This window comes from Shewanella sp. 30m-14 (genome assembly GCF_052977125.1).
In genome coordinates this window covers 52581-74047 of sequence record NZ_JBRILW010000012.1, presented here as the reverse complement: position 1 = coordinate 74047, position 21467 = coordinate 52581, and the positions used below count along the sequence as shown (strand labels likewise).

At 43.2% G+C, this 21467-nt stretch carries 23 protein-coding genes; 19 read left to right on the top strand and 4 right to left on the bottom strand.

Annotation, left to right across the window (positions count from 1 at the left end; all coding sequences use genetic code 11):
• The first annotated feature begins 25 nt into the window (after positions 1-25).
• The 6 genes from ACVBIU_RS10755 to ACVBIU_RS10730 all read left to right on the top strand — a co-directional run bounded on the left by ACVBIU_RS10755 (position 26) and on the right by ACVBIU_RS10730 (position 4738).
• Positions 26-877, top strand: a complete 852-nt coding sequence (locus ACVBIU_RS10755) for a thymidylate synthase (protein WP_447160405.1) — start codon at positions 26-28, stop codon at positions 875-877.
• A 496-nt stretch (positions 878-1373) separates the two neighbouring features.
• Positions 1374-2549, top strand: a complete 1176-nt coding sequence (gene nhaA / locus ACVBIU_RS10750; protein WP_447160406.1) for a Na+/H+ antiporter NhaA — start codon at positions 1374-1376, stop codon at positions 2547-2549.
• A complete protein-coding gene (locus ACVBIU_RS10745; RefSeq protein ID WP_447160407.1) occupies positions 2546-2929 on the top strand; it encodes a hypothetical protein in 384 nt (127 codons plus the stop codon). Before nhaA ends, ACVBIU_RS10745 begins: the two co-directional genes overlap by 4 nt.
• Before the next feature lie 70 nt (positions 2930-2999).
• On the top strand, positions 3000-3908 hold the full coding sequence (nhaR, locus tag ACVBIU_RS10740; protein WP_447160408.1) for a transcriptional activator NhaR: 909 nt from the start codon (positions 3000-3002) through the stop codon (positions 3906-3908).
• A 193-nt stretch (positions 3909-4101) separates the two neighbouring features.
• Positions 4102-4341: an FAD assembly factor SdhE gene (locus ACVBIU_RS10735; RefSeq protein ID WP_447160515.1), complete on the top strand. Its 240-nt coding sequence runs from the start codon at positions 4102-4104 to the stop codon at positions 4339-4341.
• On the top strand, positions 4322-4738 hold the full coding sequence (locus tag ACVBIU_RS10730) for a protein YgfX (RefSeq protein WP_447163724.1): 417 nt from the start codon (positions 4322-4324) through the stop codon (positions 4736-4738). The genes ACVBIU_RS10735 and ACVBIU_RS10730 overlap by 20 nt, the downstream gene beginning before the upstream one ends.
• 71 nt (positions 4739-4809) lie before the next feature.
• Here ACVBIU_RS10730 and nadB read toward each other — a convergent pair whose 3' ends face one another.
• A complete protein-coding gene (nadB, locus tag ACVBIU_RS10725) occupies positions 4810-6420 on the bottom strand; it encodes an L-aspartate oxidase (protein WP_447160410.1) in 1611 nt (536 codons plus the stop codon).
• Positions 6421-6639: 219 nt separating this feature from the next.
• Here nadB and rpoE point away from each other — a divergent pair, with 219 nt between their 5' ends.
• The 11 genes from rpoE to acpS all read left to right on the top strand — a co-directional run bounded on the left by rpoE (position 6640) and on the right by acpS (position 16197).
• A complete protein-coding gene (rpoE, locus tag ACVBIU_RS10720) occupies positions 6640-7218 on the top strand; it encodes an RNA polymerase sigma factor RpoE (RefSeq protein ID WP_012154289.1) in 579 nt (192 codons plus the stop codon).
• Between the two features lie 25 nt (positions 7219-7243).
• Positions 7244-7849, top strand: a complete 606-nt coding sequence (locus ACVBIU_RS10715; RefSeq protein ID WP_447160411.1) for a sigma-E factor negative regulatory protein — start codon at positions 7244-7246, stop codon at positions 7847-7849.
• 12 nt (positions 7850-7861) lie between these two features.
• Positions 7862-8794 carry a MucB/RseB C-terminal domain-containing protein gene (locus tag ACVBIU_RS10710; RefSeq protein WP_447160412.1) on the top strand — a complete coding sequence of 311 codons (933 nt, stop codon included), beginning with the start codon at positions 7862-7864 and terminating at the stop codon, positions 8792-8794.
• A gap of 13 nt (positions 8795-8807) precedes the next feature.
• Positions 8808-9272, top strand: coding sequence for a SoxR reducing system RseC family protein (locus ACVBIU_RS10705; RefSeq protein WP_447160413.1), 465 nt, complete (start codon positions 8808-8810; stop codon positions 9270-9272).
• Positions 9273-9404: 132 nt separating this feature from the next.
• On the top strand, positions 9405-11195 hold the full coding sequence (lepA, locus tag ACVBIU_RS10700; RefSeq protein ID WP_447163723.1) for a translation elongation factor 4: 1791 nt from the start codon (positions 9405-9407) through the stop codon (positions 11193-11195).
• A gap of 138 nt (positions 11196-11333) precedes the next feature.
• Positions 11334-12251 (top strand): signal peptidase I, encoded by a 918-nt coding sequence (gene lepB, locus ACVBIU_RS10695; protein ID WP_447160415.1) that lies wholly within the window; start codon positions 11334-11336, stop codon positions 12249-12251.
• A 1-nt stretch (position 12252) separates the two neighbouring features.
• Positions 12253-12930 carry a ribonuclease III gene (rnc, locus tag ACVBIU_RS10690; protein WP_447160416.1) on the top strand — a complete coding sequence of 226 codons (678 nt, stop codon included), beginning with the start codon at positions 12253-12255 and terminating at the stop codon, positions 12928-12930.
• Complete coding sequence (gene era / locus ACVBIU_RS10685) at positions 12927-13919, top strand: GTPase Era (RefSeq protein WP_447160417.1); 993 nt, start codon at positions 12927-12929, stop codon at positions 13917-13919. Before rnc ends, era begins: the two co-directional genes overlap by 4 nt.
• 218 nt (positions 13920-14137) lie before the next feature.
• Complete coding sequence (gene recO, locus ACVBIU_RS10680; protein ID WP_447160418.1) at positions 14138-14827, top strand: DNA repair protein RecO; 690 nt, start codon at positions 14138-14140, stop codon at positions 14825-14827.
• 125 nt (positions 14828-14952) lie between these two features.
• Positions 14953-15690 carry a pyridoxine 5'-phosphate synthase gene (gene pdxJ, locus ACVBIU_RS10675; protein ID WP_447163722.1) on the top strand — a complete coding sequence of 246 codons (738 nt, stop codon included), beginning with the start codon at positions 14953-14955 and terminating at the stop codon, positions 15688-15690.
• Positions 15691-15801: 111 nt separating this feature from the next.
• Positions 15802-16197, top strand: a complete 396-nt coding sequence (acpS, locus tag ACVBIU_RS10670) for a holo-ACP synthase (protein ID WP_447160420.1) — start codon at positions 15802-15804, stop codon at positions 16195-16197.
• Here the strand turns inward: acpS and ACVBIU_RS10665 are convergent.
• Both ACVBIU_RS10665 and ACVBIU_RS10660 read right to left on the bottom strand, forming a co-directional pair.
• Positions 16164-16670 (bottom strand): GNAT family N-acetyltransferase, encoded by a 507-nt coding sequence (locus ACVBIU_RS10665; protein ID WP_447160421.1) that lies wholly within the window; start codon positions 16668-16670, stop codon positions 16164-16166. The two genes, acpS and ACVBIU_RS10665, sit on opposite strands and share 34 nt — an antisense overlap.
• Before the next feature lie 153 nt (positions 16671-16823).
• Entirely contained in the window at positions 16824-17765 is a 942-nt protein-coding gene (locus ACVBIU_RS10660; protein ID WP_447163721.1) for a Dyp-type peroxidase, read from the bottom strand.
• 409 nt (positions 17766-18174) lie between these two features.
• On the opposite strand from ACVBIU_RS10660, the gene ACVBIU_RS10655 reads away from it, so the two are divergent.
• Together ACVBIU_RS10655 and ACVBIU_RS10650 are read left to right on the top strand one after the other, a co-directional pair.
• A complete protein-coding gene (locus ACVBIU_RS10655) occupies positions 18175-19185 on the top strand; it encodes a toxin-antitoxin system YwqK family antitoxin (protein WP_447163720.1) in 1011 nt (336 codons plus the stop codon).
• A 293-nt stretch (positions 19186-19478) separates the two neighbouring features.
• Positions 19479-20018, top strand: a complete 540-nt coding sequence (locus ACVBIU_RS10650; protein WP_447163719.1) for an Mpo1 family 2-hydroxy fatty acid dioxygenase — start codon at positions 19479-19481, stop codon at positions 20016-20018.
• Positions 20019-20095: 77 nt separating this feature from the next.
• On the opposite strand, the gene ACVBIU_RS10645 is transcribed toward ACVBIU_RS10650, so the two are convergent.
• On the bottom strand, positions 20096-21376 hold the full coding sequence (locus tag ACVBIU_RS10645) for an HlyC/CorC family transporter (RefSeq protein ID WP_447160425.1): 1281 nt from the start codon (positions 21374-21376) through the stop codon (positions 20096-20098).
• Positions 21377-21467: the final 91 nt, after the last annotated feature.

Here is a 21467-nt window from a genome sequence, read left to right as displayed (position 1 = left end):
CATCTTTTTTTATAGGTAGATAGTCATGAAACAGTATTTAGATCTTTGTCAGCGAATCATTGATGAAGGGACTTGGGTTGAAAACAGCCGTACAGGTAAGCGTTGCCTTACCGTTATTAATGCTGATTTGGTTTATCATGTCGATAAAAATGAATTCCCACTTATTACTACGCGTAAAAGTTTCTATAAAGCGGCAATTGCTGAGCTGCTGGGTTATATCCGAGGATATGATAATGCTGCTGATTTTAGAAAAATTGGCGCAAAAACCTGGGATGCTAATGCCAATGATAATCAAGCATGGTTGAACAACCCTCATCGTAAGGGCGTTGATGACATGGGGCGCGTTTATGGCGTGCAGGGCCGTGCTTGGAGTAAGCCAGATGGTGGCACTGTCGATCAGTTACGTAAAATTGTTGATGATTTGTCAAAAGGCATAGATGATAGAGGCGAGATCTTGAGCTTCTACAACCCTGGTGAGTTCCACATGGGATGTTTAAGACCTTGCATGCACACTCATAACTTTTCCTTAGTTGGTGATACGCTTCATTTGACCAGCTTTCAGCGCTCTTGTGATGTCCCGCTAGGCCTTAATTTTAACCAAGTTCAGGTGTTTACCTTGCTAGCCTTGATGGCACAAATTACGGGTTATAAAGCAGGCAAAGCATTCCATAAGATTGTTAACGCACATATTTATGAAGATCAGCTAGAACTGATGCAAAATGTGCAACTAACACGTGAACCTTTTGCTTCGCCGAAATTGGTGATTAATCCGGACATTAAGTCACTTGAAGATTTAGAAACGTGGGTGACAATGGAGGATTTTGACGTTACGGGTTATGAACATCATGAACCGATTAGTTATCCATTTTCAGTGTAGATTTTTGCTATTCATGGTCGTCTATAAACTCGCTTAACGGCGAGTTTTTGCTTTAACATTTTATTAAACCACTGAAAGTGGATTTGCTACCTCCCTTTTATACTCCGCTTGAAACTCTCTACTAATAAATTACTATTATCTTAGTGGTTTAAGCTTATATTAAGTCTTTATTCAGCATTTACCTGACGAAAAATTGAGTAAATACTCGTTATTTTCGAATCGTCAAAAGTTTGTTTTTTAAATTGTTATATTGTGTGAATAATAGGCTTGTAATATAGATCACCGTTTTACTTCCTAAAAAAGTGTGATCTCCAACGCTTTATTGTTATTGTGGCTTTATAAAGCGTGATTATTCTATTGATGTTTGGTACTTATGCATATTAGGATTTAAATCAATACTTCGGATATACCGATGTTTGTAGTTGGCGCAAACGATTATTCAGGTTAATCGTATTCAGCTACACTCGGCAGTATTGAGATTTTATGGAGCGTATAAATGGAACGGGCAATTAGGAATTTTTTAAGCCAGGAATCGGCAGGCGGCATTATTTTAATGGTTTCCGTCGCATTAGCGATGATTTTGGCGAACTCACCTTTATCAGGTATGTACCAAGGCTTTCTGGAAACAGAAATGCAAGTCCGTGTTGGCAGCCTAGATATCGATAAAACACTGATCCATTGGATCAACGATGGCCTGATGGCGATATTCTTTTTACTTATAGGCTTGGAAGTCAAGCGAGAGCTATTGGAAGGCGCATTATCGAGTCGAGCGCAGGCTTCTTTGCCGACGTTTGCAGCAATTGGCGGTATGCTTTTCCCTGCTGCTGTTTACCTAATATTCAATTATTCAGACCCTATCACTCAGGTAGGCTGGGCAATTCCTGCCGCAACTGATATTGCGTTTGCATTAGGTATTATGGCGCTATTGGGTAGTCGAGTTCCTGTTGCGTTAAAAGTGTTTTTATTGGCGCTAGCAATTATCGACGATCTTGGTGTTGTTGTGATTATCGCACTTTTCTACAGTACGGACCTGTCGACAATTAGCTTAATCATTGCTGCGGTTGCAATTTTAGGTTTGATAGGGCTTAACGTTAAAGGTGTAACAGCATTAGCGCCATATGGAATACTCGGTCTGATATTGTGGATTGCAGTATTAAAATCAGGCGTTCATGCCACACTTGCTGGCGTTATTATCGCATTCTGTATTCCGCTTCGTGCAAAAGATGGTTCGTCACCTTCAGAGAGTTTAGAGCACGGGTTGCACCCATGGAGCACCTTCATGATCTTGCCGATATTTGCCTTCGCAAATGCGGGTGTAGATTTAAGCGGCATGAGCTTGAGCTCGTTACTATCGCCTGTTCCGTTAGGTATTGCACTTGGACTACTGATCGGTAAACCATTAGGTATCATGCTATTTAGTTTCATAGCAGTAAAACTTAAACTGGCAGTATTACCAGATGGCATGGGATGGAGACATATTACTCCTGTAGCTGTTATGTGTGGTATTGGTTTTACTATGTCTATGTTTATCTCGTCACTTGCATTTACTGGTGAGGGCCAAATGTACGGAGACTATGCAAGACTTGGGATTTTATTGGGATCACTAGCATCTGCAACCATAGGTTATTTCTGGTTATCTAAGGTGCTACCTGAAAAAGGAGAGAAAGTATGAGATTAAGGTTATTAGCATTAGTCGTTGGTCTGGGTTTTACTTCAATGGCATCGGCAACACAGGTTGAAGTGTGTAATCAAGATATCAATAGTGTTGTTTGTCATAACTACCTTGAAGGTGTCGTTGATGGAGCCTTGATGTATAAAGGGGCGGCAGTGGGTAAACGATTAGAAAGTGATGGCTACGAGTCTCGCGCGCTTAAATACCGAGGTGGTAAGCGTTATCAGGAAGCTAACCGTACCTTTTGTGAGGATAACCTCCCAGACCGTGATGCGCTTGTTGCTGGATTAGCTGAAGCATTCTCAAGCGGTGAAATAAAACGTACTGATGATTTGACGAGTGTTATGTCAGGCTTATTGGACTGTCAGCGTCTTAAATAAGTCACAGTCAATTAACGAGGCAACTGAATAAGTTGCCTCTTTTTTTATTTTCAATACTGTGGCGTTAATCATGGCAAATCTAAACTACAATCACCTTTACTACTTCTGGATGATCCAGAAAAAGGGCACGGTTGCTAAGGCTGCAGAGGCATTATGCTTAACTCCGCAGACGGTTACTGGTCAAATACGTGTATTGGAAGCTAGCCTTAATGGCAGCTTGTTCAAGCGAGTGGGACGGTCATTAGAGCCGACTGAGTTAGGTGAGTTGGTATTTCGTTATGCCGATAAAATGTTTAGCTTAAGCTATGAGATGCTCGATCTGCTGAACTACCAAAAAGATGAGAACATCTTGTTTGAGGTCGGTATTGCTGCAGCGCTGTCAAAAGCATTGACCAGCCGAGTCTTATTGTCTGTAGTACCCAGCGATGGTTCAATGCATTTAGCGTGTTATGAGTCGACTCACGAAGACTTGATGGCACGATTACGCGAACATAAACTAGATATGATCCTATCGGATTGCGCGGGTGAAAGCCTTAAATACCCTGAGATTTTCTCTAAGCAGCTAGGTGAGTCTGGCGTGGCATTTTTCTCCGCTGAAACTTACTCTAAGCCTTTTCCGCAATGTTTAGAGCAAGGCAAGTTATTGATCCCAGGTAGACGGAGTTCTCTTGGGCAGCAATTAGTGCGTTGGTTTGACGAGAAAGCACTTAATGTGAGTATTCTCGGTGAATTTGATGATGCCGCCATGATGAAATCATTTGGTTTTTTCAAGCAGGGAATATTTGTAGCACCGTCAATTTATAAGCAAGATATATTAGCTCACGGTATGACGCTGCTAGGTGAAACATCTGAAATTAAAGAGGTTTACCATGTGATGTTTGCAGAAAGAATGATCCAGCATCCAGCGGTTAAGCGGCTTTTAGAGACTGACTTTAGCGATCTATTTGCAGGTAATGACCTGACCGTACAGCAGTTATAAGGTATTAATATTGGCTAGTGTTTAACGCTATATTGGACGGTTTTTTCACGTTATGGCCTAGCTGCAAGGCTCTAAAAGTAAAACGTTTATTGAGTTACGACACTAAGGCTAGGCAAGCGTTATAAGCAACTGTTACACTAGCGGCACTATCAAAGATTGGAGTTTTACTTTGTCTGATTCAAGCCAAGAACCTATGAAATTACCGAGAGTTAAGTGGGCGTGCCGCAGAGGTATGCTTGAGCTAGATGTATTGTTTCAACCTTTTGTTGAACAGCAATATGAAGCTATGTCGGTCAAAGATAAAGACACTTTTGTCAGACTACTCGAATGCGAAGATCCTGAGCTGTTCGCTTGGTTTATGGGCCACGAAGTGTGCAATGATCCTGAGTTTGCAGAAATGATTATTAGGGTTCGTGGACGTCCAGCAGCATAGTTTTGATGTTCGAACCTCTTTCGGTCAACGTCTCTCGTTGGCCGTTATTGCTCTTGTTTGTCTAAGCTCTTTTCTTATTTGGCCTTACGCTGAAAACATCTCTTATATCTTACTCAAAGCATTGCTGTTTATTGCATGTTGTATTTTCTTTATATGGCAGATATGGCGCTTAAAAACCTGGCGTTGTCGCTTTGTTCTTAGAGCCGACGGCGGTGGTAAACTTGAGGGGAACATAGGTTTCGTAGTAAAAGGCAAACCTGTTATTACGCCTTTTGCGGTGATGTTTGATATTAGTTTCGCGAAGCGAAGTACAAGATTAGTGGTGTGGGCGGATATGCTAGACGACACAAACTATCGACATCTATGTCGTCTGCTTCAGTTAGCCAGTCAGAGGTGAAAGGCTAACCGCTATAGTTAACGGCAATGCTTTATTAGCATTACATAGACTGCAAGGGTTAACGACTGGGGCTAATCGGGCTGTAGAATCGTTGGTTTTGGTGATGCATCCTTGTTTGGATGATCTATGTTGTAATGCAAGCCCCGGCTTTCTTTACGCTCCATAGCGCAGCGAATAATAAGCTCTGCAACTTGGACCAGGTTACGCAGCTCTAACAAGTTATTACTGACTCTAAAGTTGCTGTAATACTCTTGAATTTCCTGTTGCAACATGACACAGCGGCGTAATGCGCGCTCAAGTCGTTTATCAGAACGAACAATGCCGACATAATCCCACATAAATAAGCGTAACTCGTGCCAGTTATGGGCAATAACCACTTCTTCATCAGAATTAGACACTTGGCTTTCATCCCAAGCGGGTAAAGTGCCCGGCATCGGGATCTTACCTAGCTGACTTTCAATATCCTCTGCAGCGGCCCTAGCAAATACCAAACACTCAAGTAGTGAGTTGCTGGCCAGACGGTTAGCACCGTGAAGTCCTGTGTAAGCGACCTCGCCAATCGCGTACAAACCATTAAGGTCAGTTTGTCCATGTAGGTCTGTCATTACCCCGCCACAGGTATAATGCGCAGCAGGTACAACAGGGATCGGCTCTTTGGTGATATCGATACCGAGTTCTAAACAGCGCTTATAGATAGTTGGGAAGTGCTTAATAATAAAATCAGCAGGCTTGTGGGTAATGTCCAGATAAACGCAATCTGAACCTAAGCGTTTCATCTCGTAGTCGATTGCACGGGCAACAATATCACGCGGTGCAAGCTCTGCGCGCTCATCAAATTCTGGCATAAAGCGGGTGCCATCGGGGCGACGTAGAAACGCGCCTTCGCCGCGCAGCGCTTCGGTCAATAAGAAATTTCTCGCATCAGCATGATAGAGGCAAGTTGGATGAAATTGGTTAAATTCCATATTGGCGACACGACAACCTGAGCGCCATGCCATGGCAATGCCGTCACCTGAAGCGATATCAGGGTTAGATGTATACTGGTAAACCTTAGAGCTGCCACCAGTTGCTAGCGCGACAAATCGTGCCTTAACGGTTTCAACATGCTCTTCATCTCGGTTCCAAATATAGGCACCTTGCACGCGATTTCCTGGGCGACTTAATTTTCGGGTGGTAATTAAATCAATGGCATTATAACGTTCGAGCACTCGAATATTCGGGTGATTACGTGCCTGGTCTTGCAGGGTGACTTGGACCTCTTTGCCTGTGGCATCGGCGGCATGTAGAATGCGTCGGTGACTATGGCCACCTTCACGAGTCAAGTGATAAGGCGCTTCAGCTGTACTGCCTGCAGGAACTTCTTCTTTATCGAATGCGACGCCGCAGTTAATTAACCACTGCATTGCAGCTTTGGCATTTTCAGCTGTAAATTTCACGACAGGCTCGTCGCAAAGCCCTGCTCCGGCAACGAGCGTGTCGGCTACATGAGACTCAATGGTGTCGTCTTCGTCAAAGACTGAAGCGATACCGCCTTGGGCATAATAGGTAGAGCCTTCGCTAAGTGGACCTTTGGAAAGCAAAATAACTTTTGATTTTTCAGCAAGATGCAAAGCTAAAGTGAGACCGGCAGCACCACTGCCGATAACCAAAACGTCAGATTGGTGTTCAACTACTTGTTTCATCAGGTATCATAGAGTTATCTGGGAGTCCGACTATGTTAAACCATGGCGCTGAATATGGATACTTTCATAGGTCGCATATAAAAAATCATTGCTTCCATAAAAGAAAATCACATCTTTGCAAAATTTTTTAGAACTTTTTTGAAACGCGCTAGTCTACATAAGTGAATATGATTCGAGCGGCTGAGAAATCAGTATTAGATTTAGGAGTAGTCGGCTCGGATGAGTGGACAAATAAGTGATCAACAGTTAGTTGAGCGCGTACAGCGTGGAGACAAAAACGCTTTTAACCTTTTGGTACAAAAATATCAAAACAAGGTCGCCAATCTGATATCTCGTTATGTACGAAATCAGGCCGACGTTGCAGATGTTTCGCAGGAAGCTTTTATTAAAGCTTACCGTGCACTACCAAATTTTCGTGGTGAAAGTGCGTTTTATACTTGGTTGTACCGCATCGCAGTTAATACTGCGAAAAATCATCTGGTCGCTCAAGGGCGTCGCGCCCCAGCGAATGATGTCGATGCTGAAGAAGCTGAATATTATGATGGCAGTGATGCGTTAAAGGAGTTTGCCTCCCCAGAACGTCTCGTATTGTCAGAAGAAATTCAAAAGGTTGTTTTTGATACCTTAGACACATTACCAGAAGAATTGAAGATGGCTATTTCACTCAGAGAACTTGATGGTATGAGTTACGAAGAGATAGCCAATGTTATGGATTGCCCTGTAGGCACTGTGAGATCGCGGATCTTCAGAGCACGAGAAGCAATCGATAAAAAGCTTAAGCCGTTGCTAGAACGTTAGCATCTTAAATAAAGATAGGTGAATAATGGATAAATTAGGTCAGGAATGGGTATCTGCTGCTGTCGATGGTGAAATTGATGAGCACACGTTAGCTGAATTAGCGGCTGACGCAGATTCACATGAGCAGTGGCGTGATTATCATATGATTGGTGATGCGATGCGTGGTGAGCTGCCAAAGACGATGTCTTTGGATCTTAGCGCTAGCATTATGGCTGCTATTGATGAAGAGCCTGCAATTGTTGCGCCTCAGCCAACTATTGCAGCTAAGGCGTCAACAAGCACATCGAGTGGTAAAGTTATTCCACTGTTTAAGCAATTTGGCCAATACGCTATTGCTGCTACTGTTGCTATGGTTGCGGTTGTCGGTGTGCAAAACTATAACCAAGATACATTAATGGACAACTCTCCGTTGCCTGTGCTTAATACGCGCCCATTAATTGGTAGTGCATCTCCAGTTAGCCTACAAACTGGTGCCGTACAGCAGAACCAAAGTTATACTAATGATCAGGTTGTCGACCAGCGTCGCCGTATTAATGCCTATATCCAAGATCATATGTTGCAACAAAGATTGAATAATGGAGTGAATATCGACGACAATAGTGAGGTCGATACCACACCTGTTGCTCAATAATGAGGAGTTAGCTTGCGTCTAATCCTATTGGCTATTTTAGCCATGAGTTTTCCCGCGATGGCGCGGGAAGATATGCCCGCCAAAGCTTGGCTAGAAAATATGAGCCAAGCCCTGCGAGAACAAGAATTTAAAATATCTCTTATCCAACTTCAAGCTGATCATATCCGCCCGCTGGTTTATGTACACGGTAAAGTTAATGACGAAGAAGTGGCTTTTTTAGAGCATCTAAACGGACCGCCTAAAAATGCTGTGCGAGTGGGAAATACTGTCACTTTTATCGAGCATGACCAACCTGCTTACAGCGTGTATGCATCTCGAATTCAAGGGGTTATACCTAGCGCGTTTGCCGACGACGTCTCTAAGCTTGAAGCCGGTTATCAATTTGTCTTAGGCGGACGAAGCCGAATAGCGGGTCGGCCAGGACAACTTGTGCGCATTATCCCTAACGATAACAATCGCTATGGATACCAGATCTGGTTAGATATGGATACCTATTTGCCGCTGCGTTTCGATATGATAAGCGGCGACAAACAACTACTGGAGCAGCTGTTAGTTGTTGAGTTGCTAGTGCTTGATGAAGTCCCTGCTATTTTAAAAGAAGCCTATAAGCAAGAGTGGCCAGCCGTAATGTCTCAATCAGACCGAGAGGGTGGTGAGAATTGGCAATTTAGTTGGCTACCTGCAGGTTTTAAAGTGTTAGTCAAAGATCAGCATAGGTTAATCGGTAGCAAAGAAGCGGTAGAATACATTGCCATTAGTGATGGATTAGCCAATATATCTGTTTATGTGGCTAAGGCCGGTGAAGCACCACTACCTGAAGAGTTAGTTACCCGTAATGGCCTATCTCTAGCTACCGAGCGAGTCGGTAATGCTGAGGTGGTCGCTGTCGGTAAAGTCCCCGCTGAAACGTTAAGCCGAATTGCTAAAAGCATCATGTTGCAATAATGAAGGTGTTATCATGATGGAAGAAGTCGCTAGAGTTGTCGCCAATGGCAACTCTGGTTGGGTCGTTGTAGAAGTTGAAATGAAAAGTGCCTGTAATCACTGCGAGAGTGGCGATTCCTGTGGCACTTCTGCTGTGTCAAAAGCTTTTGCTCCTAAAGTACAACGCTTTTCAATTCAAAGTGATAAGCAGTTTATTAAAGGTGAGCGCTTAAAACTGGGTTTACCAGAAAGTGTGATCTTAAAAGCGGCAACGCTAGTCTATATTTTACCGCTAATCGGTTTATTTATTGGTGCCTTTGGCGCAAACCAAATCGGCTCATTATTGGGCGGTGCTTCCGATCTGTTATCGATATCGGGAGCGCTAGGCGGTAGCTTCTGTTTCTGGGCCATCGGCAAAAAAGCGGCCAAGAGATTAGAAGCACAGGCGCAGCCTGTTATCATCAAGTCCTTAGGCAAGCCAATCGAGATAACTAATTAACTACACCATATTACAGTCCATTAGTTATTTTCCTCAGTAATCACACTATAAAAATTGGTATTAAAGCTGCGATCGGGTACAATTCTGCACTTTAAAATTTTTATCAACTTCGAGTTAAGTCATCCCAGCATAATGAAGCATATTAGAAACTTTTCAATTATTGCCCATATTGACCACGGCAAATCAACACTCTCAGATCGCCTTATTCAAGAATGCGGTGGCTTAACTGATCGTGAAATGGCGTCACAGGTTCTCGACTCGATGGACATTGAGCGTGAGCGCGGCATTACCATCAAAGCCCAAAGTGTCACTTTGGATTATTTAGCCAATGATGGTGCAACTTACCAGTTAAACTTCATTGATACGCCAGGCCACGTTGACTTCTCGTATGAAGTATCACGTTCGCTTGCAGCATGTGAAGGCGCATTATTAGTGGTTGACGCGGGTCAAGGCGTTGAGGCACAAACCCTAGCAAACTGTTATACCGCTCTTGAGATGGATATGGACGTAGTTCCTGTTCTGAACAAGATCGATCTACCGCAGGCTGATCCAGACCGTGTCGCTGAAGAAATTGAAGATATCGTCGGTATTGAAGCGACAGACGCTGTGCGTTGCTCTGCTAAAACCGGTATCGGCATTAAAGACGTTCTAGAAGTGATTGTGGCGCAGATCCCACCACCACAAGGCGATCCAGAAGGACCACTTCAGGCGCTGATTATCGACTCTTGGTTTGATAGTTACTTAGGCGTCGTGTCTTTAGTACGTATTAAAAATGGCGTATTAAAGAAGGGCGATAAGTTTAAAGTGATGTCTACAGGGCAGAACTATAATGCTGATCGTGTCGGTATTTTTACACCTAAGCAAACTGATACTACTGAGCTAAAAACCGGTGAAGTAGGTTTCGTTATCGCAGGTATTAAAGAGATCCATGGTGCCCCCGTTGGTGATACCTTGACTCACTCTAAGCACGGCGCAGAAACAGCACTAGCGGGATTTAAAAAGGTTAAACCGCAAGTTTATGCTGGTTTGTTCCCTATCTCTACCGACGATTACGAGAACTTCCGTGACGCGCTGAACAAGTTAAGCCTTAATGATGCATCTCTATTTTTTGAGCCAGAAACCTCATCTGCACTAGGTTTTGGTTTCCGTATTGGCTTCTTGGGTCTGCTCCATATGGAGATCATTCAAGAGCGTCTAGAGCGTGAATATAACCTAGAGCTTATCACTACAGCACCAACAGTAGTGTATGAAATTGTTCAGACCAATGGTGAGACTATTTATGTCGATAACCCATCTGATCTGCCAGCGATAAATAACATCGCCGAAATGCGTGAGCCGATTGTTGAAACTAACATTCTGGTACCTAAAGAGTATTTAGGTAACGTTATTACCTTATGTATTGAAAAACGTGGCGTACAAACTAACCTGGTTTACCACGGTAACCAAGTGGCTTTGACCTACGAATTGCCAATGGCTGAAGTGGTAATGGACTTCTTTGACCGTCTAAAATCAACCAGTCGTGGCTACGCATCGCTTGAGTATAACTTTATCCGCTTTGAGCCTGCTGACATGGTACGTCTAGATATCTTGATTAACGGTGACAGAGTCGATGCGTTAGCGATGATCATTCATAAAGGATTGATCCGCTCTAAGGGTCTCGCCCTTGTGAATAAGATGAAAGAGCTTATTCCTCGTCAGATGTTTGATATTGCGGTTCAAGCGGCTGTTGGTAGCCAGATCATCGCTCGTTCATCGATTAAGGCTATGCGTAAAGATGTAACGGCTAAATGTTACGGTGGTGACGTATCTCGTAAGAAGAAACTACTGAACAAGCAGAAAGAAGGTAAGAAGCGTATGAAGCAAGTTGGTAACGTTGAAGTGCCACAAGAGGCATTCTTAGCGGTACTGAAGCTTAACGATTAAACTAATTCGTTAAGAATTGTTAATATATCGCTAGACTGAGCGCCGCAATTTGCGGCGCTTTCATTACTGGCGTATAACCTTAATGACAATGGCATTTTTGCCATAAAACTGACTATGTTCGGCAGGAGTTAATTAATAATGGCAGCCTATTTTTCTCTTATATTGGTGTTAGTGACATTAAGCAGTGGCTTAGTGTGGATGGCTGATGCCCTATTTTTTGCGCCTAAGCGCCGTGAAAAGTTGGCAATGGCTCAAGCTGCACAAGCTGACTTGAGTGAAGAAAGTGTTGATAAGATCATGCGCGAATCTGCACTAGTTGAAACATCGAAGTCTATCTTCCCTGTTATCGCGTTTGTATTGATCTTACGCTCTTTTATATACGAACCCTTTCAGATCCCATCGGGCTCTATGATGCCAACTCTACTGGTTGGTGATTTTATCTTGGTTGAGAAGTTTAGTTACGGGATTAAAGATCCTGTATGGCGTACAACGCTAAAAGAAACTGGCAAGCCTGAGCGCGGTGATGTTGCAGTATTTAAATATCCGGTGAATCCACAAATCGATTACATCAAACGTATTATCGGTTTGCCGGGGGACCGTATCATTTACAGAAATAAAGAGCTTTATATCCAGCCAGCGTGTGCAGAGGGGCAAAGTCCTTGTCCTGAGCTTAAGATGGTTGATAGAGCCTTGGTAAATCGTGGCGAGTTTTCTCAAAATGGTACACCGTTAATTCGTTACAAAGAGCAGTTGGGTGATATTAGTCATGACATTCTTATCAACCCATCTATACCCGATAGAATTAGCCATTACTTCCGTCAGCAAAACGTGCCATTAACAGAGTTTGTGGTGCCAGAAGGCCAATACTTTGTAATGGGTGATAACCGCGACAATAGTACGGATAGCCGTTTTTGGGGCTTTGTTCCTGAACAGAACTTAGTGGGTAAAGCTGTCGCTATTTGGATAAGCTTTGAATTTGACAGAGCACCAGCGGACTTTTTGCCGACCTGGATCCCAACTGGGGTTCGCTTTAACCGTGTAGGCGGAATTGAGTAATATGGAACCGATTAAAAATATTCCACGTTTGTGCCGTACCTTAGGGTATGAGTTCAACGAAAAAGCATTATTAGACCAGGCGTTAACGCATCGTAGTGCGTCTAATAAGCATAACGAGAGATTAGAGTTCTTAGGGGACTCAATTCTTTCAATCGTCATTTCTGATGCTTTATATCATCAATTTCCAACAGCGACAGAGGGCGACTTAAGCCGTATGCGTGCCACACTGGTTTGCGGTAAGATGCTGGCCGAAATTGCGATTGAGTTTAAGCTTGGCGATTACCTCAAGCTTGGACCTGGTGAGCTTAAAAGTGGCGGATTTAGACGTGAGTCTATTCTTGCTGATGCGGTGGAGGCCATTATTGGCGCGATTTATCTTGATTCAGAAATTGAGAAGTGTCGCTCATTAGTGCTTAAGTGGTATGAATCACGTTTAATGGTGATTGAGCCTGTAAACCAAAAAGATCCCAAAACTTTGTTGCAAGAGCATTTGCAGAAGTTTAGAAAACCACTACCAATTTATAAAGTGGTCCATACTGAAGGTGATGCTCATGAGCAGACTTTCACCGTTGAATGTATTGTTGAAGACTTGAGCCAAGTTGCTGTTGGAGTAGCCAGTTCACGCAGAAAAGCCGAACAAAGTGCTGCTGCTCAAGTGTTGGAGTTAATGAAGAAATGAGTGACAACAAAGATTTACCTGAAAGCCACGAGCCAAGCTTAGACGAATTACTGGCTAATATGAACAATCCGTCATCAGCAGTTAAGTATGCTGTGACTTATTGTGGCATGGTCGCTATCGTTGGTCGTCCAAACGTGGGTAAGTCAACGCTACTCAACAAGTTGTTGGGCCAGAAGATCAGTATTACCTCTAAGAAGCCACAAACAACTCGTCACCGTATCATGGGTATTCATACCGATGGTCCGCGGCAGGTGGTGTTTATTGATACGCCGGGTCTTCATATGGAAGAGAAGCGTGCGATTAACCGTTTGATGAACCGCGCTGCGGCAAGTTCACTGGCAGAAGTCGCTCTAGTGGTATTTGTTGTTGACGGTATGAACTGGACGCCAGATGATGAAATGGTGCTGCGTAAGCTTCAGAGCCGTGATGATGGCCGTAAAACGATTCTAGCAATCAACAAAGTCGATAATATTAAAGATAAAGAAGCGTTATTCCCATATCTTGAAGAATTATCGAAGAAGTTTCCTTTTGATGAGATCTTGCCGATCTCTGCAACGCAGGGCACTAACGTACAGCGTATTCTCGATATGTCTGTGGCATCACTGCCAGAATCGGCACATTACTTCCCTGAAGATTATGTGACTGACCGTTCGCAAAAGTTTATGGCATCTGAAATTGTTCGTGAGAAGTTAATGCGCTTCTTAGGTGATGAGCTGCCATATGATTGTACGGTAGAAATCGAGCAGTTTAAGATGATGGAAAACGGTGTCTATCAGATTAATGCCTTGGTACTTGTTGAGCGTGAAACGCAAAAGCGCATGGTCATCGGTAACAAAGGTGAGCGTATCAAGAAGATCAGCTCTGCAGCACGTGTTGATATGGAAGTCTTGTTCGATAACAAGGTTTTCTTAGAGATGTGGGTGAAAGTCAAATCTGGTTGGGCTGATGACGAGCGTGCACTGCGTAGCTTAGGTTACGGCGACGAGTAAAGCGTAAGTTTACGATCGGGGCTGAATTTTCAGTCTTTATATCGATACTTAGATTTGAGAAAGTGCCTCTTTTTAGCAATAAGAAGAGGCATTTTTATATTCTGCTCTGTCAGTTTAATCGCGCAGCTTTCTAGTTAACTAGTTTTGGTCACGACAAGGTTTGGCTTTATGATGTTAGTAACTGTCTTGGTTTATTCACTTATTGGAATGAGATAATCATGGAGCGTGGCTACGTTCTTCACAGCAGACATTTTCGTGACTCCAGCGTCATCGTTAACTTACTGGTTGACGGTAAAGGCCGTGTCGATGCTGTGGCGCGACTCGGTAGTGCTAAGAACTCGATTCGCAGTATTTTGCAGCCTTTTCAACCGTTGATTTTTCAGTTACAAGGAAAGTCAGAACTTAAGAACTTAAAGCAAGTAGAAGCTGCAAGCCCGGCTGTGCCACTAACGGGTGATTGTCTATATTCGGGGCTGTATCTAAATGAACTACTGATCCGTTGCTTAAGCGGGCAGCATAACGCTGAGAACTTGTTTTATGATTACCATCGCACCTTAATCGGTATGGCGACTCGATTTGATCAAAGTTTGCTTCGGTATTTCGAACATGCACTCTTAAAAGAACTCGGCACTATGCCATCACTGGATTTCGATCCCAGTGATGCGCCAATCACTGCCAGTGGCTTTTATCGATTAGAGCAGGCGCATGGTTTTACACCTGTGATTGCCACAGCGTTTAATCAGCATAAGTTTTTTACCGGTGAAATGTTAGTGGCGTTAAATCAGCAGACATTAACGGCTGAGCACTATGGCGAGGCAAAAAAATTGATGCGGCAGTTGCTCGCGCCAATACTTGGCGATAAACCACTGTACTCGAGAAGCTTGTTTATTAAGCAAGACAAGACTTAGAATAAGATTAGACTGAGAACAAGATAAGATAAATTCAATACCGTTCTTACCCATGGACTGGCTAAACCGTCACCCTATTAGTACAATATCTGCTTTCATTTCAGCTTATTATTTAAGGAACAATCATGGGCCGGATCTTATTGGGCGTTAACATCGATCATATTGCGACTTTACGTCAAGCACGCGGTACAAACTATCCAGATCCAGTTCATGCTGCAGCCGTCGCTGAACATGCTGGCGCAGAAGGTATCACTATTCACCTGCGTGAAGATCGTCGTCATATCATCGACCGCGATGTTTATACATTGGCGAAAACCTTAAAGACGCGTATGAATTTTGAGATGGCGGTGACACAAGAGATGCTCGATATCGCCTGCGATATTAAGCCTGCTTATGTGTGTTTAGTACCGGAAAAACGTGAAGAGTTAACTACCGAAGGCGGGCTTGATGTTGCAGGCCAGCAAGATAAAATTGTAGCTGCGGTAGCGCGACTGACTCAAGAGGGGATTAAAGTATCTTTGTTTATTGATGCTGATAAAACTCAAATTGATGCCGCTGTTACGGTAGGCGCACCTGTGATTGAAATTCACACCGGTTGTTACGCCGATGCCAAAAACGATATAGAGCAAGCGGCTGAGCTACAACGTATTACCGAAATGGCGACGTATGCTCATGGAAAGGGCTTGGTTGTTAATGCTGGCCACGGCTTACATTATCATAATGTAAAAGCGATTGCGGCAATCCCTGAGCTCTACGAACTAAATATTGGTCACGCGATTATTGCTCGTGCAGCCATTGATGGTTTAGCTACAGCCGTACGTGATATGAAGCAACTTATGCTTGAAGGACGTCGCGGCGAATAAGCTGCAGTCCAATACTGTTTATTAAAGCCGAGACATGCGTTCTCGGCTTTTGTTTATTCAGAAGCGCTATTCGCTCTGAAAACATTGGCTCCGTTTAAATAGGTAAAGGTTATGATTGTAGGTTTAGGCACTGATATTGTGGAGATTGCTCGGATTGAGGAGCGTATTCCTGCTGCTGGCGATGCCGCGTTATTAACTTGTCGTTTGGCCAAGCGAGTGTTAACGGAAGCCGAGTTTACGCTCTTTATTGCATCATCCCATCCTGGGCGATATCTGGCTAAGCGTTTTGCCGCTAAAGAAGCTGCAGCTAAGGCGCTTGGCACCGGCATTGGCCGCGGGGTGTCGTTTCAGCATATTGAGATCAGCAATAATGAAAATGGCGCACCACTTATCGCTTTTAGTGACGGAGCTGCACAAAGGTTAGCTTTATTGGGTGGCAAGCATGCACACATCTCTATCGCTGATGAGGTGCACTATGCTACTGCCACGGTGATCTTAGAATCTTGATCTTGAGTTTGTAATGAATTTAGAAGCATTACATGCTCACCATTGATGTCCTGCTCGCCGGTAAACTCGAAACCTAGCTTACGATATAAAGCGATAGCCCCATGGTTATTAGGGTAAACGCTTAAGAAAATTTGCTGGCATTGAAAGTGGCTAAATAGAAACGCTAACAGCAATTGAGCAAAGGCTTCGCCTAAACCTCGACCTTGGTAGTCTTGAGCGATTAGAAATCGATCGAACCAGACTCGCTGCATTTTGGACTCATGAAACAAGCCATACATAGCAAATCCTACCACTTGTTGATCACAACACAGCGCAACGGGAGTATAACGAGAGTCTTCTTTAGCCTCTTGTAGGCAGTGAGGAATGGACTCTATAAACCCCAATTGATTGCTTTTGAGTTGTAGTGTAAGTAATACTGGCAGGTTGTCACTGCTGATAGGCTTAATAGTCAGTAAAGGTGAGGAGAAGTTCATCTTTCTCAATCAATAAATTGCTAAAGGAAAAGTTTGGGCGCGGATAGTAACGCTTTTATTGATTAAGACTCAAGCGGCTTGTTTAAAAACGGTGATAAAAAGAATCAACTCACCCTAACGTTCAACGTAACGTCAGGGTGAGTAGTGAAGTATTTATTCGTCGTCAAATTGATCTAAAAAAGCCTTAGATGGCATAAAGAATAAACACCCTGTTTTGGCTTCTACAAAGTCGAGTAGGCGGTCATAGTGGCCATTCTCGTCGGCATGGATCATCTGGCTTAGAGAGGTTTCAATAATAGACGGTGTGGCGGCAAAGCCAACAAACATAGTACCGTGCTCCATCGCATTGCCGTATGGACGGTTTTGTCTAAGCATTTTAATTTCTTCACCATCAATCTCAACTTTACTCTTAGCATTATGCGCCCAAGCAGGTTTTGCTTCATCACTTAGCTCAACGTTATCCATCTTGGTACGGCCAACAACCTGTTCTTGGTATTCTGTTGACTGCTTATCCCAATCTGCTTGGCGGTCAATATAGCGCTGTACGTGCAAGTAACTGCCGCCTTGGTGCAATGCAATGTCAGCAGCAACTAATACTGACTCTACGCGCTCATTACCCGTAGGGTTTTCTGTGCCATCAACAAAGTCAATCATGTCGCGATTATCTAGATACTTATAACCTTGAATATCTTCGCTCAGTGTTGCAATGTCCTCAAAACCATTGCGGATGTATTTCGCTGCCTGAAAGTTCAAGTCGATTCGCTCTGACTTAATCATCACAAAAATATCACCAGAGGTTGAGGGGAACTGCCGTTCGCCGTTACTCATGGCTGGAAACTGATGTAGCTCTGCAGGCATAGGTTGATCTGGAAATAGTTGTGGCCAAGCATTTGCGGAAAAACCAATGGATATGTTTAACCCTGCAGTTAAGTCTTTTTGATTAATCGACTTCTCAATGCCATTTATCGCAGCGATACCATCGCCTATTTGCTTTGCAAGGTCTGAGTGATCTTTTAGGCAGAAAGTGAGGTATTCCACATGAGATGTTGGATTAGATAAAACGCCTGATTGTGCGAGTGAACAGAGCTGTGTCATTGAGTTTTCCTCATCAGATATGGTTTGCTGTGATGGTTCTATAATAAGATAGTTCCATAATAAAGAGTGTAGCGGAACTGATTGGAGTACTTAAAAACTATACGCTTTTAATTGTGGAAGTGAAATTAACTAGCGTTAATCATTGCCTTGGAGCGGCCTGAGGATGGGTGTTTTGGCTAACTTTGACAGAATATAGTGATTTGAGTTGCGAAACTGCCAATAAAGTCAGCGTAATTGCCAAGGCAGTTTGAGAACCCAGTTAACTCTGTGTATTGTGCAGCTGTTTAAGTTGATGTTTTATCAACGTGTTTTATTTTGTGTATTAGGCTTGCCAGCCAAATACCTCTAACCACATTGAGTAATGATTATGCTGTATACCCAAAGATTAAAGCGAATAACGTCCCTATTAATGCTGCTGATAAGTGTGTGGTTACTATCGGCATGCGGCAATGATATACAGCTTCCGGTTAGTGAGGACGATTTAGAGCAAACTCGCTGCAGCGCGCAATATCAAAGTGATTGCCCTGAGTCTTATCGAGGCAAGCTGTTTACTGGCATAGCGACCAATTATGCTTATGGCAAGGCGTTTTATAGAGTGACTCAGTATCAAGATGGACTCGAGCACGGCTATAGCTTCTCGACGTTAAACAACCAACTCAATGAAACCGCTTGGTATAAGGCAGGTAAGTTAGATGGCAAACAGATTAGTTACCACTTTTCGACTACAGGAAAGCCGCAATGGGTGAGGCTTTACCAAGCAGGCGTAAAAACGGAGCACTGGCTTTATAATGAGCAGGGCGTAATCCTCAGCTATAAGCGATTTGAAGGCGACAAAGAAGTCGAGAGTATCAGTTATGAAAAAGGCCGAGAATGGCGCCTGTATTATTTTGTTGATGGTGAAAAGCGCCAGCGTCACAAGGACTATTATGCTGGCGGACAACTTGAGAGCGATAGTGAATTCATTTATGCAGATTATAAAAAACTTAATGAGAAAACTTACTATCGTAGTGGCCGTTTAAGAAGTAAATTTAACTATGACAGAGCAAGTAACAGCGGGATATTAGAAACCTATGGCTCAGATGGCAAGCGGCGCTCAGAGGAGCATTATGGTTATAACCCGTTAAGTACTCGCCATGGGGTGCAGTTAACCTTTTGTGGTGAAAATGGTCGGGTTGATTCTCGCGAGCATTACAATATGGGCGTAGAAGATGGCGAGTTTGCTAAATATCACTGTAATGGTCAGTTAATATTCAAGCGTACCTATGTCAACGGTGTGGTGACAGATAAACAGATTAAAATCTATGATGAGAATGGCCTGGCGGTGGTGATTAAAAAGCTTGATGGCAAAGGTAAGGTCACACAGGAAAGCTACTATGATGATGACTCTGCTAAATGGGTGACCTATTCAACGACGGACTAGCTGCTAGATGAACTCTATCCTCTGCTGAGGGCGGCGACTTAGCATAAGCTGCTTTATTGGAGAGTCAGCCAACCATAAAAAGCTCTTTTGAACTTTTACGCTATTAAAATGTGACAAGATCCATTAGGTTAATATTTAGTTAAATTTGTTGGCGGTTAACGGGACTGAGCCTGAGAAGAGGTTATCGCGATATTTGCGAGACTCGTAACAAGTTGAACCAAATACAATCGTTACGTTAGAAACTAAGGTTCAGCCAAGTTTTTATACTGGCAAGCCTATATGGAGAAGAACAGATGAAATCCGCCGAAGAGCAGTTATCGACCTATAAGAGTGTGCATTTAAACCCGAAAAACATTAAGACCCACTTTATTGGGATCCCACTGATTATCTGGTCATTGTTTTTATTACTCAATTTGATCCCGCTAAACTTTGCGGTGTTTAATGACCCGGTGATCAGCTTTAATATTGCGACTATTTTTGCTGTTGGGGTACTCATCTATTACGTGTTTTTGCACTTTAGATTAGCGATTGGCTTAGCCCTGTTTATTATTCCAGTGCTTTACACTTCAAGTCTGGTGGCGCAAATGCCTGGTGCATTTTGGATTGCTGTTGCTGTATTTTTTGTTGGCTGGGTCATTCAGTTTATTGGCCACCACTATGAAAAAGCCAAACCTGCATTTGTAGATGATCTTAATCAACTGCTCATTGGACCTTTTTTCTTAATGGCAGAGATTTATTTTATGCTGGGTATGGAAAAGAGCTTGTTAGCAGAGATTACGCCTATGGCCAGAGATAAACGTAGAGCGATAGAAGCAGCTAAAAAAACGACTTAATTAACTTGTTTGATTGAGTCGCTCACCCATAAAAAAGGCGCTAACAGCGCCTTTTTTATGTTAATCAGGATAAACGATTATTTATCTTTTTTAGGTGACTGATAATGCTGCGGCAACACTCTGACTGTTTTTATCATGTTGTCTGCAACATCAATGACCTCTAGCGGGTAACCGTACAAACGCATTGATGTGTTTGGTTCAGGGATCTCTTCGAGATATTCAAGGACTAGGCCGTTAATGGTTTTAGGTCCATCAATCGGAAAGTGCCAAGCCATCTCTTTGTTTAAGTCGCGGATGTTGATACTCGCTTCAATCAGATAACTACCATCTTGCTGTTGGGTGATATCCTCACTCGCAGTGGTCACCATTGAGGTGGTAAAGTCTCCTACAATCTCTTCTAAAATATCTTCCAATGTCACTAAGCCCTGAATATCGCCGTATTCGTCGACCACAAGGCCAATACGTTCTTTATTGTGCTGAAAATTAGACAATTGCACGTTAAGAGGTGTGGCTTCAGGAATGAAATACAGCTCCTTTACTGCTCGAAGTAATGATGATTTACTAAATTGTCCCTTAGATTGCAGACGAAGTGCATCGCGTAAATGCACAAAACCAACGGCATCATCAACGGTGTCTCGATAGAGTAAAACACGGGTGTGCGGGCTTTGAATAACTTGTTTGTTAATGCTCTTAAAATCATCATTAATGTTGATAGCGTATAAGTCTGAACGCGGGATCATGATGTCATCTACAGTGACGTTTTCTAGATCCATAATCGACAATAACATCTCTTGGTGACGCCGAGGGATTAAGGCGCCCGCCTCATTCACAACTGTACGCAGTTCTTCTTGGCTCAAAGCATCATCGGCTTTAACAGATCGGATCCCGAGTAAACGTAAGAAGCTTGAGGTAATGAAATTTACAACTTTAACGAAGGGCGACAATATGACTAATAGCACGCGAAGGATATAGCTAGAGGGGAATGCGATACGTTCAGGGTGAAGAGCCGCAACGGTTTTTGGGGTGACTTCAGCAAAGACTAACACGACTAACGTTAATACACCTGTGGCAATGGCGACCCCCATGTCACCAAATAAGCGCATACCAATAATGGTTGCGATGGCTGAGGCCAAAATATTAACTAAGTTATTACCGATAAGAATTAAGCCAATGAGCCTATCAGGACGTTCAAGCATCTTTATGGCGCGAATGGCACCTTTATGACCACTGTTAGCCAGGTGGCGTAAGCGATAGCGATTGAGCGACATCATGGCGGTTTCTGAGCCTGAGAAATAGGCTGAGAGTAGAATCAAGACGAACAAAATAGATAAAAGTGCGCCAGTGGATATATCGTCCAAACTTTGGAGCTCCGCTGTTGTTTTAAAGATAGAGGCGAATAAACATTGAATAAAGTGCTATAAAAATTAGTAATTACAGAACTTTCAAAGG

Bases quoted from the DNA above. Each gene is read 5' to 3' on its own strand.
- nhaA (WP_447160406.1), top strand. From the start codon at position 1,374: ATGGAACGGGCAATTAGGAATTTTTTAAGCCAGGAATCGGCAGGCGGC.
- ACVBIU_RS10745 (WP_447160407.1), top strand. From the start codon at position 2,546: ATGAGATTAAGGTTATTAGCATTAGTCGTTGGTCTGGGTTTTACTTCA.
- ACVBIU_RS10660 (WP_447163721.1), bottom strand. From the start codon at position 17,765: ATGACACAGCTCTGTTCACTCGCACAATCAGGCGTTTTATCTAATCCA.
- lepA (WP_447163723.1), top strand. From the start codon at position 9,405: ATGAAGCATATTAGAAACTTTTCAATTATTGCCCATATTGACCACGGC.
- ACVBIU_RS10665 (WP_447160421.1), bottom strand. From the start codon at position 16,670: ATGAACTTCTCCTCACCTTTACTGACTATTAAGCCTATCAGCAGTGAC.
- recO (WP_447160418.1), top strand. From the start codon at position 14,138: ATGGAGCGTGGCTACGTTCTTCACAGCAGACATTTTCGTGACTCCAGC.
- ACVBIU_RS10735 (WP_447160515.1), top strand. From the start codon at position 4,102: ATGAAATTACCGAGAGTTAAGTGGGCGTGCCGCAGAGGTATGCTTGAG.
- era (WP_447160417.1), top strand. From the start codon at position 12,927: ATGAGTGACAACAAAGATTTACCTGAAAGCCACGAGCCAAGCTTAGAC.
- nadB (WP_447160410.1), bottom strand. From the start codon at position 6,420: ATGAAACAAGTAGTTGAACACCAATCTGACGTTTTGGTTATCGGCAGT.
- ACVBIU_RS10650 (WP_447163719.1), top strand. From the start codon at position 19,479: ATGAAATCCGCCGAAGAGCAGTTATCGACCTATAAGAGTGTGCATTTA.
- lepB (WP_447160415.1), top strand. From the start codon at position 11,334: ATGGCAGCCTATTTTTCTCTTATATTGGTGTTAGTGACATTAAGCAGT.
- acpS (WP_447160420.1), top strand. From the start codon at position 15,802: ATGATTGTAGGTTTAGGCACTGATATTGTGGAGATTGCTCGGATTGAG.
- nhaR (WP_447160408.1), top strand. From the start codon at position 3,000: ATGGCAAATCTAAACTACAATCACCTTTACTACTTCTGGATGATCCAG.
- ACVBIU_RS10705 (WP_447160413.1), top strand. From the start codon at position 8,808: ATGATGGAAGAAGTCGCTAGAGTTGTCGCCAATGGCAACTCTGGTTGG.
- pdxJ (WP_447163722.1), top strand. From the start codon at position 14,953: ATGGGCCGGATCTTATTGGGCGTTAACATCGATCATATTGCGACTTTA.
- ACVBIU_RS10655 (WP_447163720.1), top strand. From the start codon at position 18,175: ATGCTGCTGATAAGTGTGTGGTTACTATCGGCATGCGGCAATGATATA.
- ACVBIU_RS10715 (WP_447160411.1), top strand. From the start codon at position 7,244: ATGGATAAATTAGGTCAGGAATGGGTATCTGCTGCTGTCGATGGTGAA.
- rpoE (WP_012154289.1), top strand. From the start codon at position 6,640: ATGAGTGGACAAATAAGTGATCAACAGTTAGTTGAGCGCGTACAGCGT.
- ACVBIU_RS10755 (WP_447160405.1), top strand. From the start codon at position 26: ATGAAACAGTATTTAGATCTTTGTCAGCGAATCATTGATGAAGGGACT.
- rnc (WP_447160416.1), top strand. From the start codon at position 12,253: ATGGAACCGATTAAAAATATTCCACGTTTGTGCCGTACCTTAGGGTAT.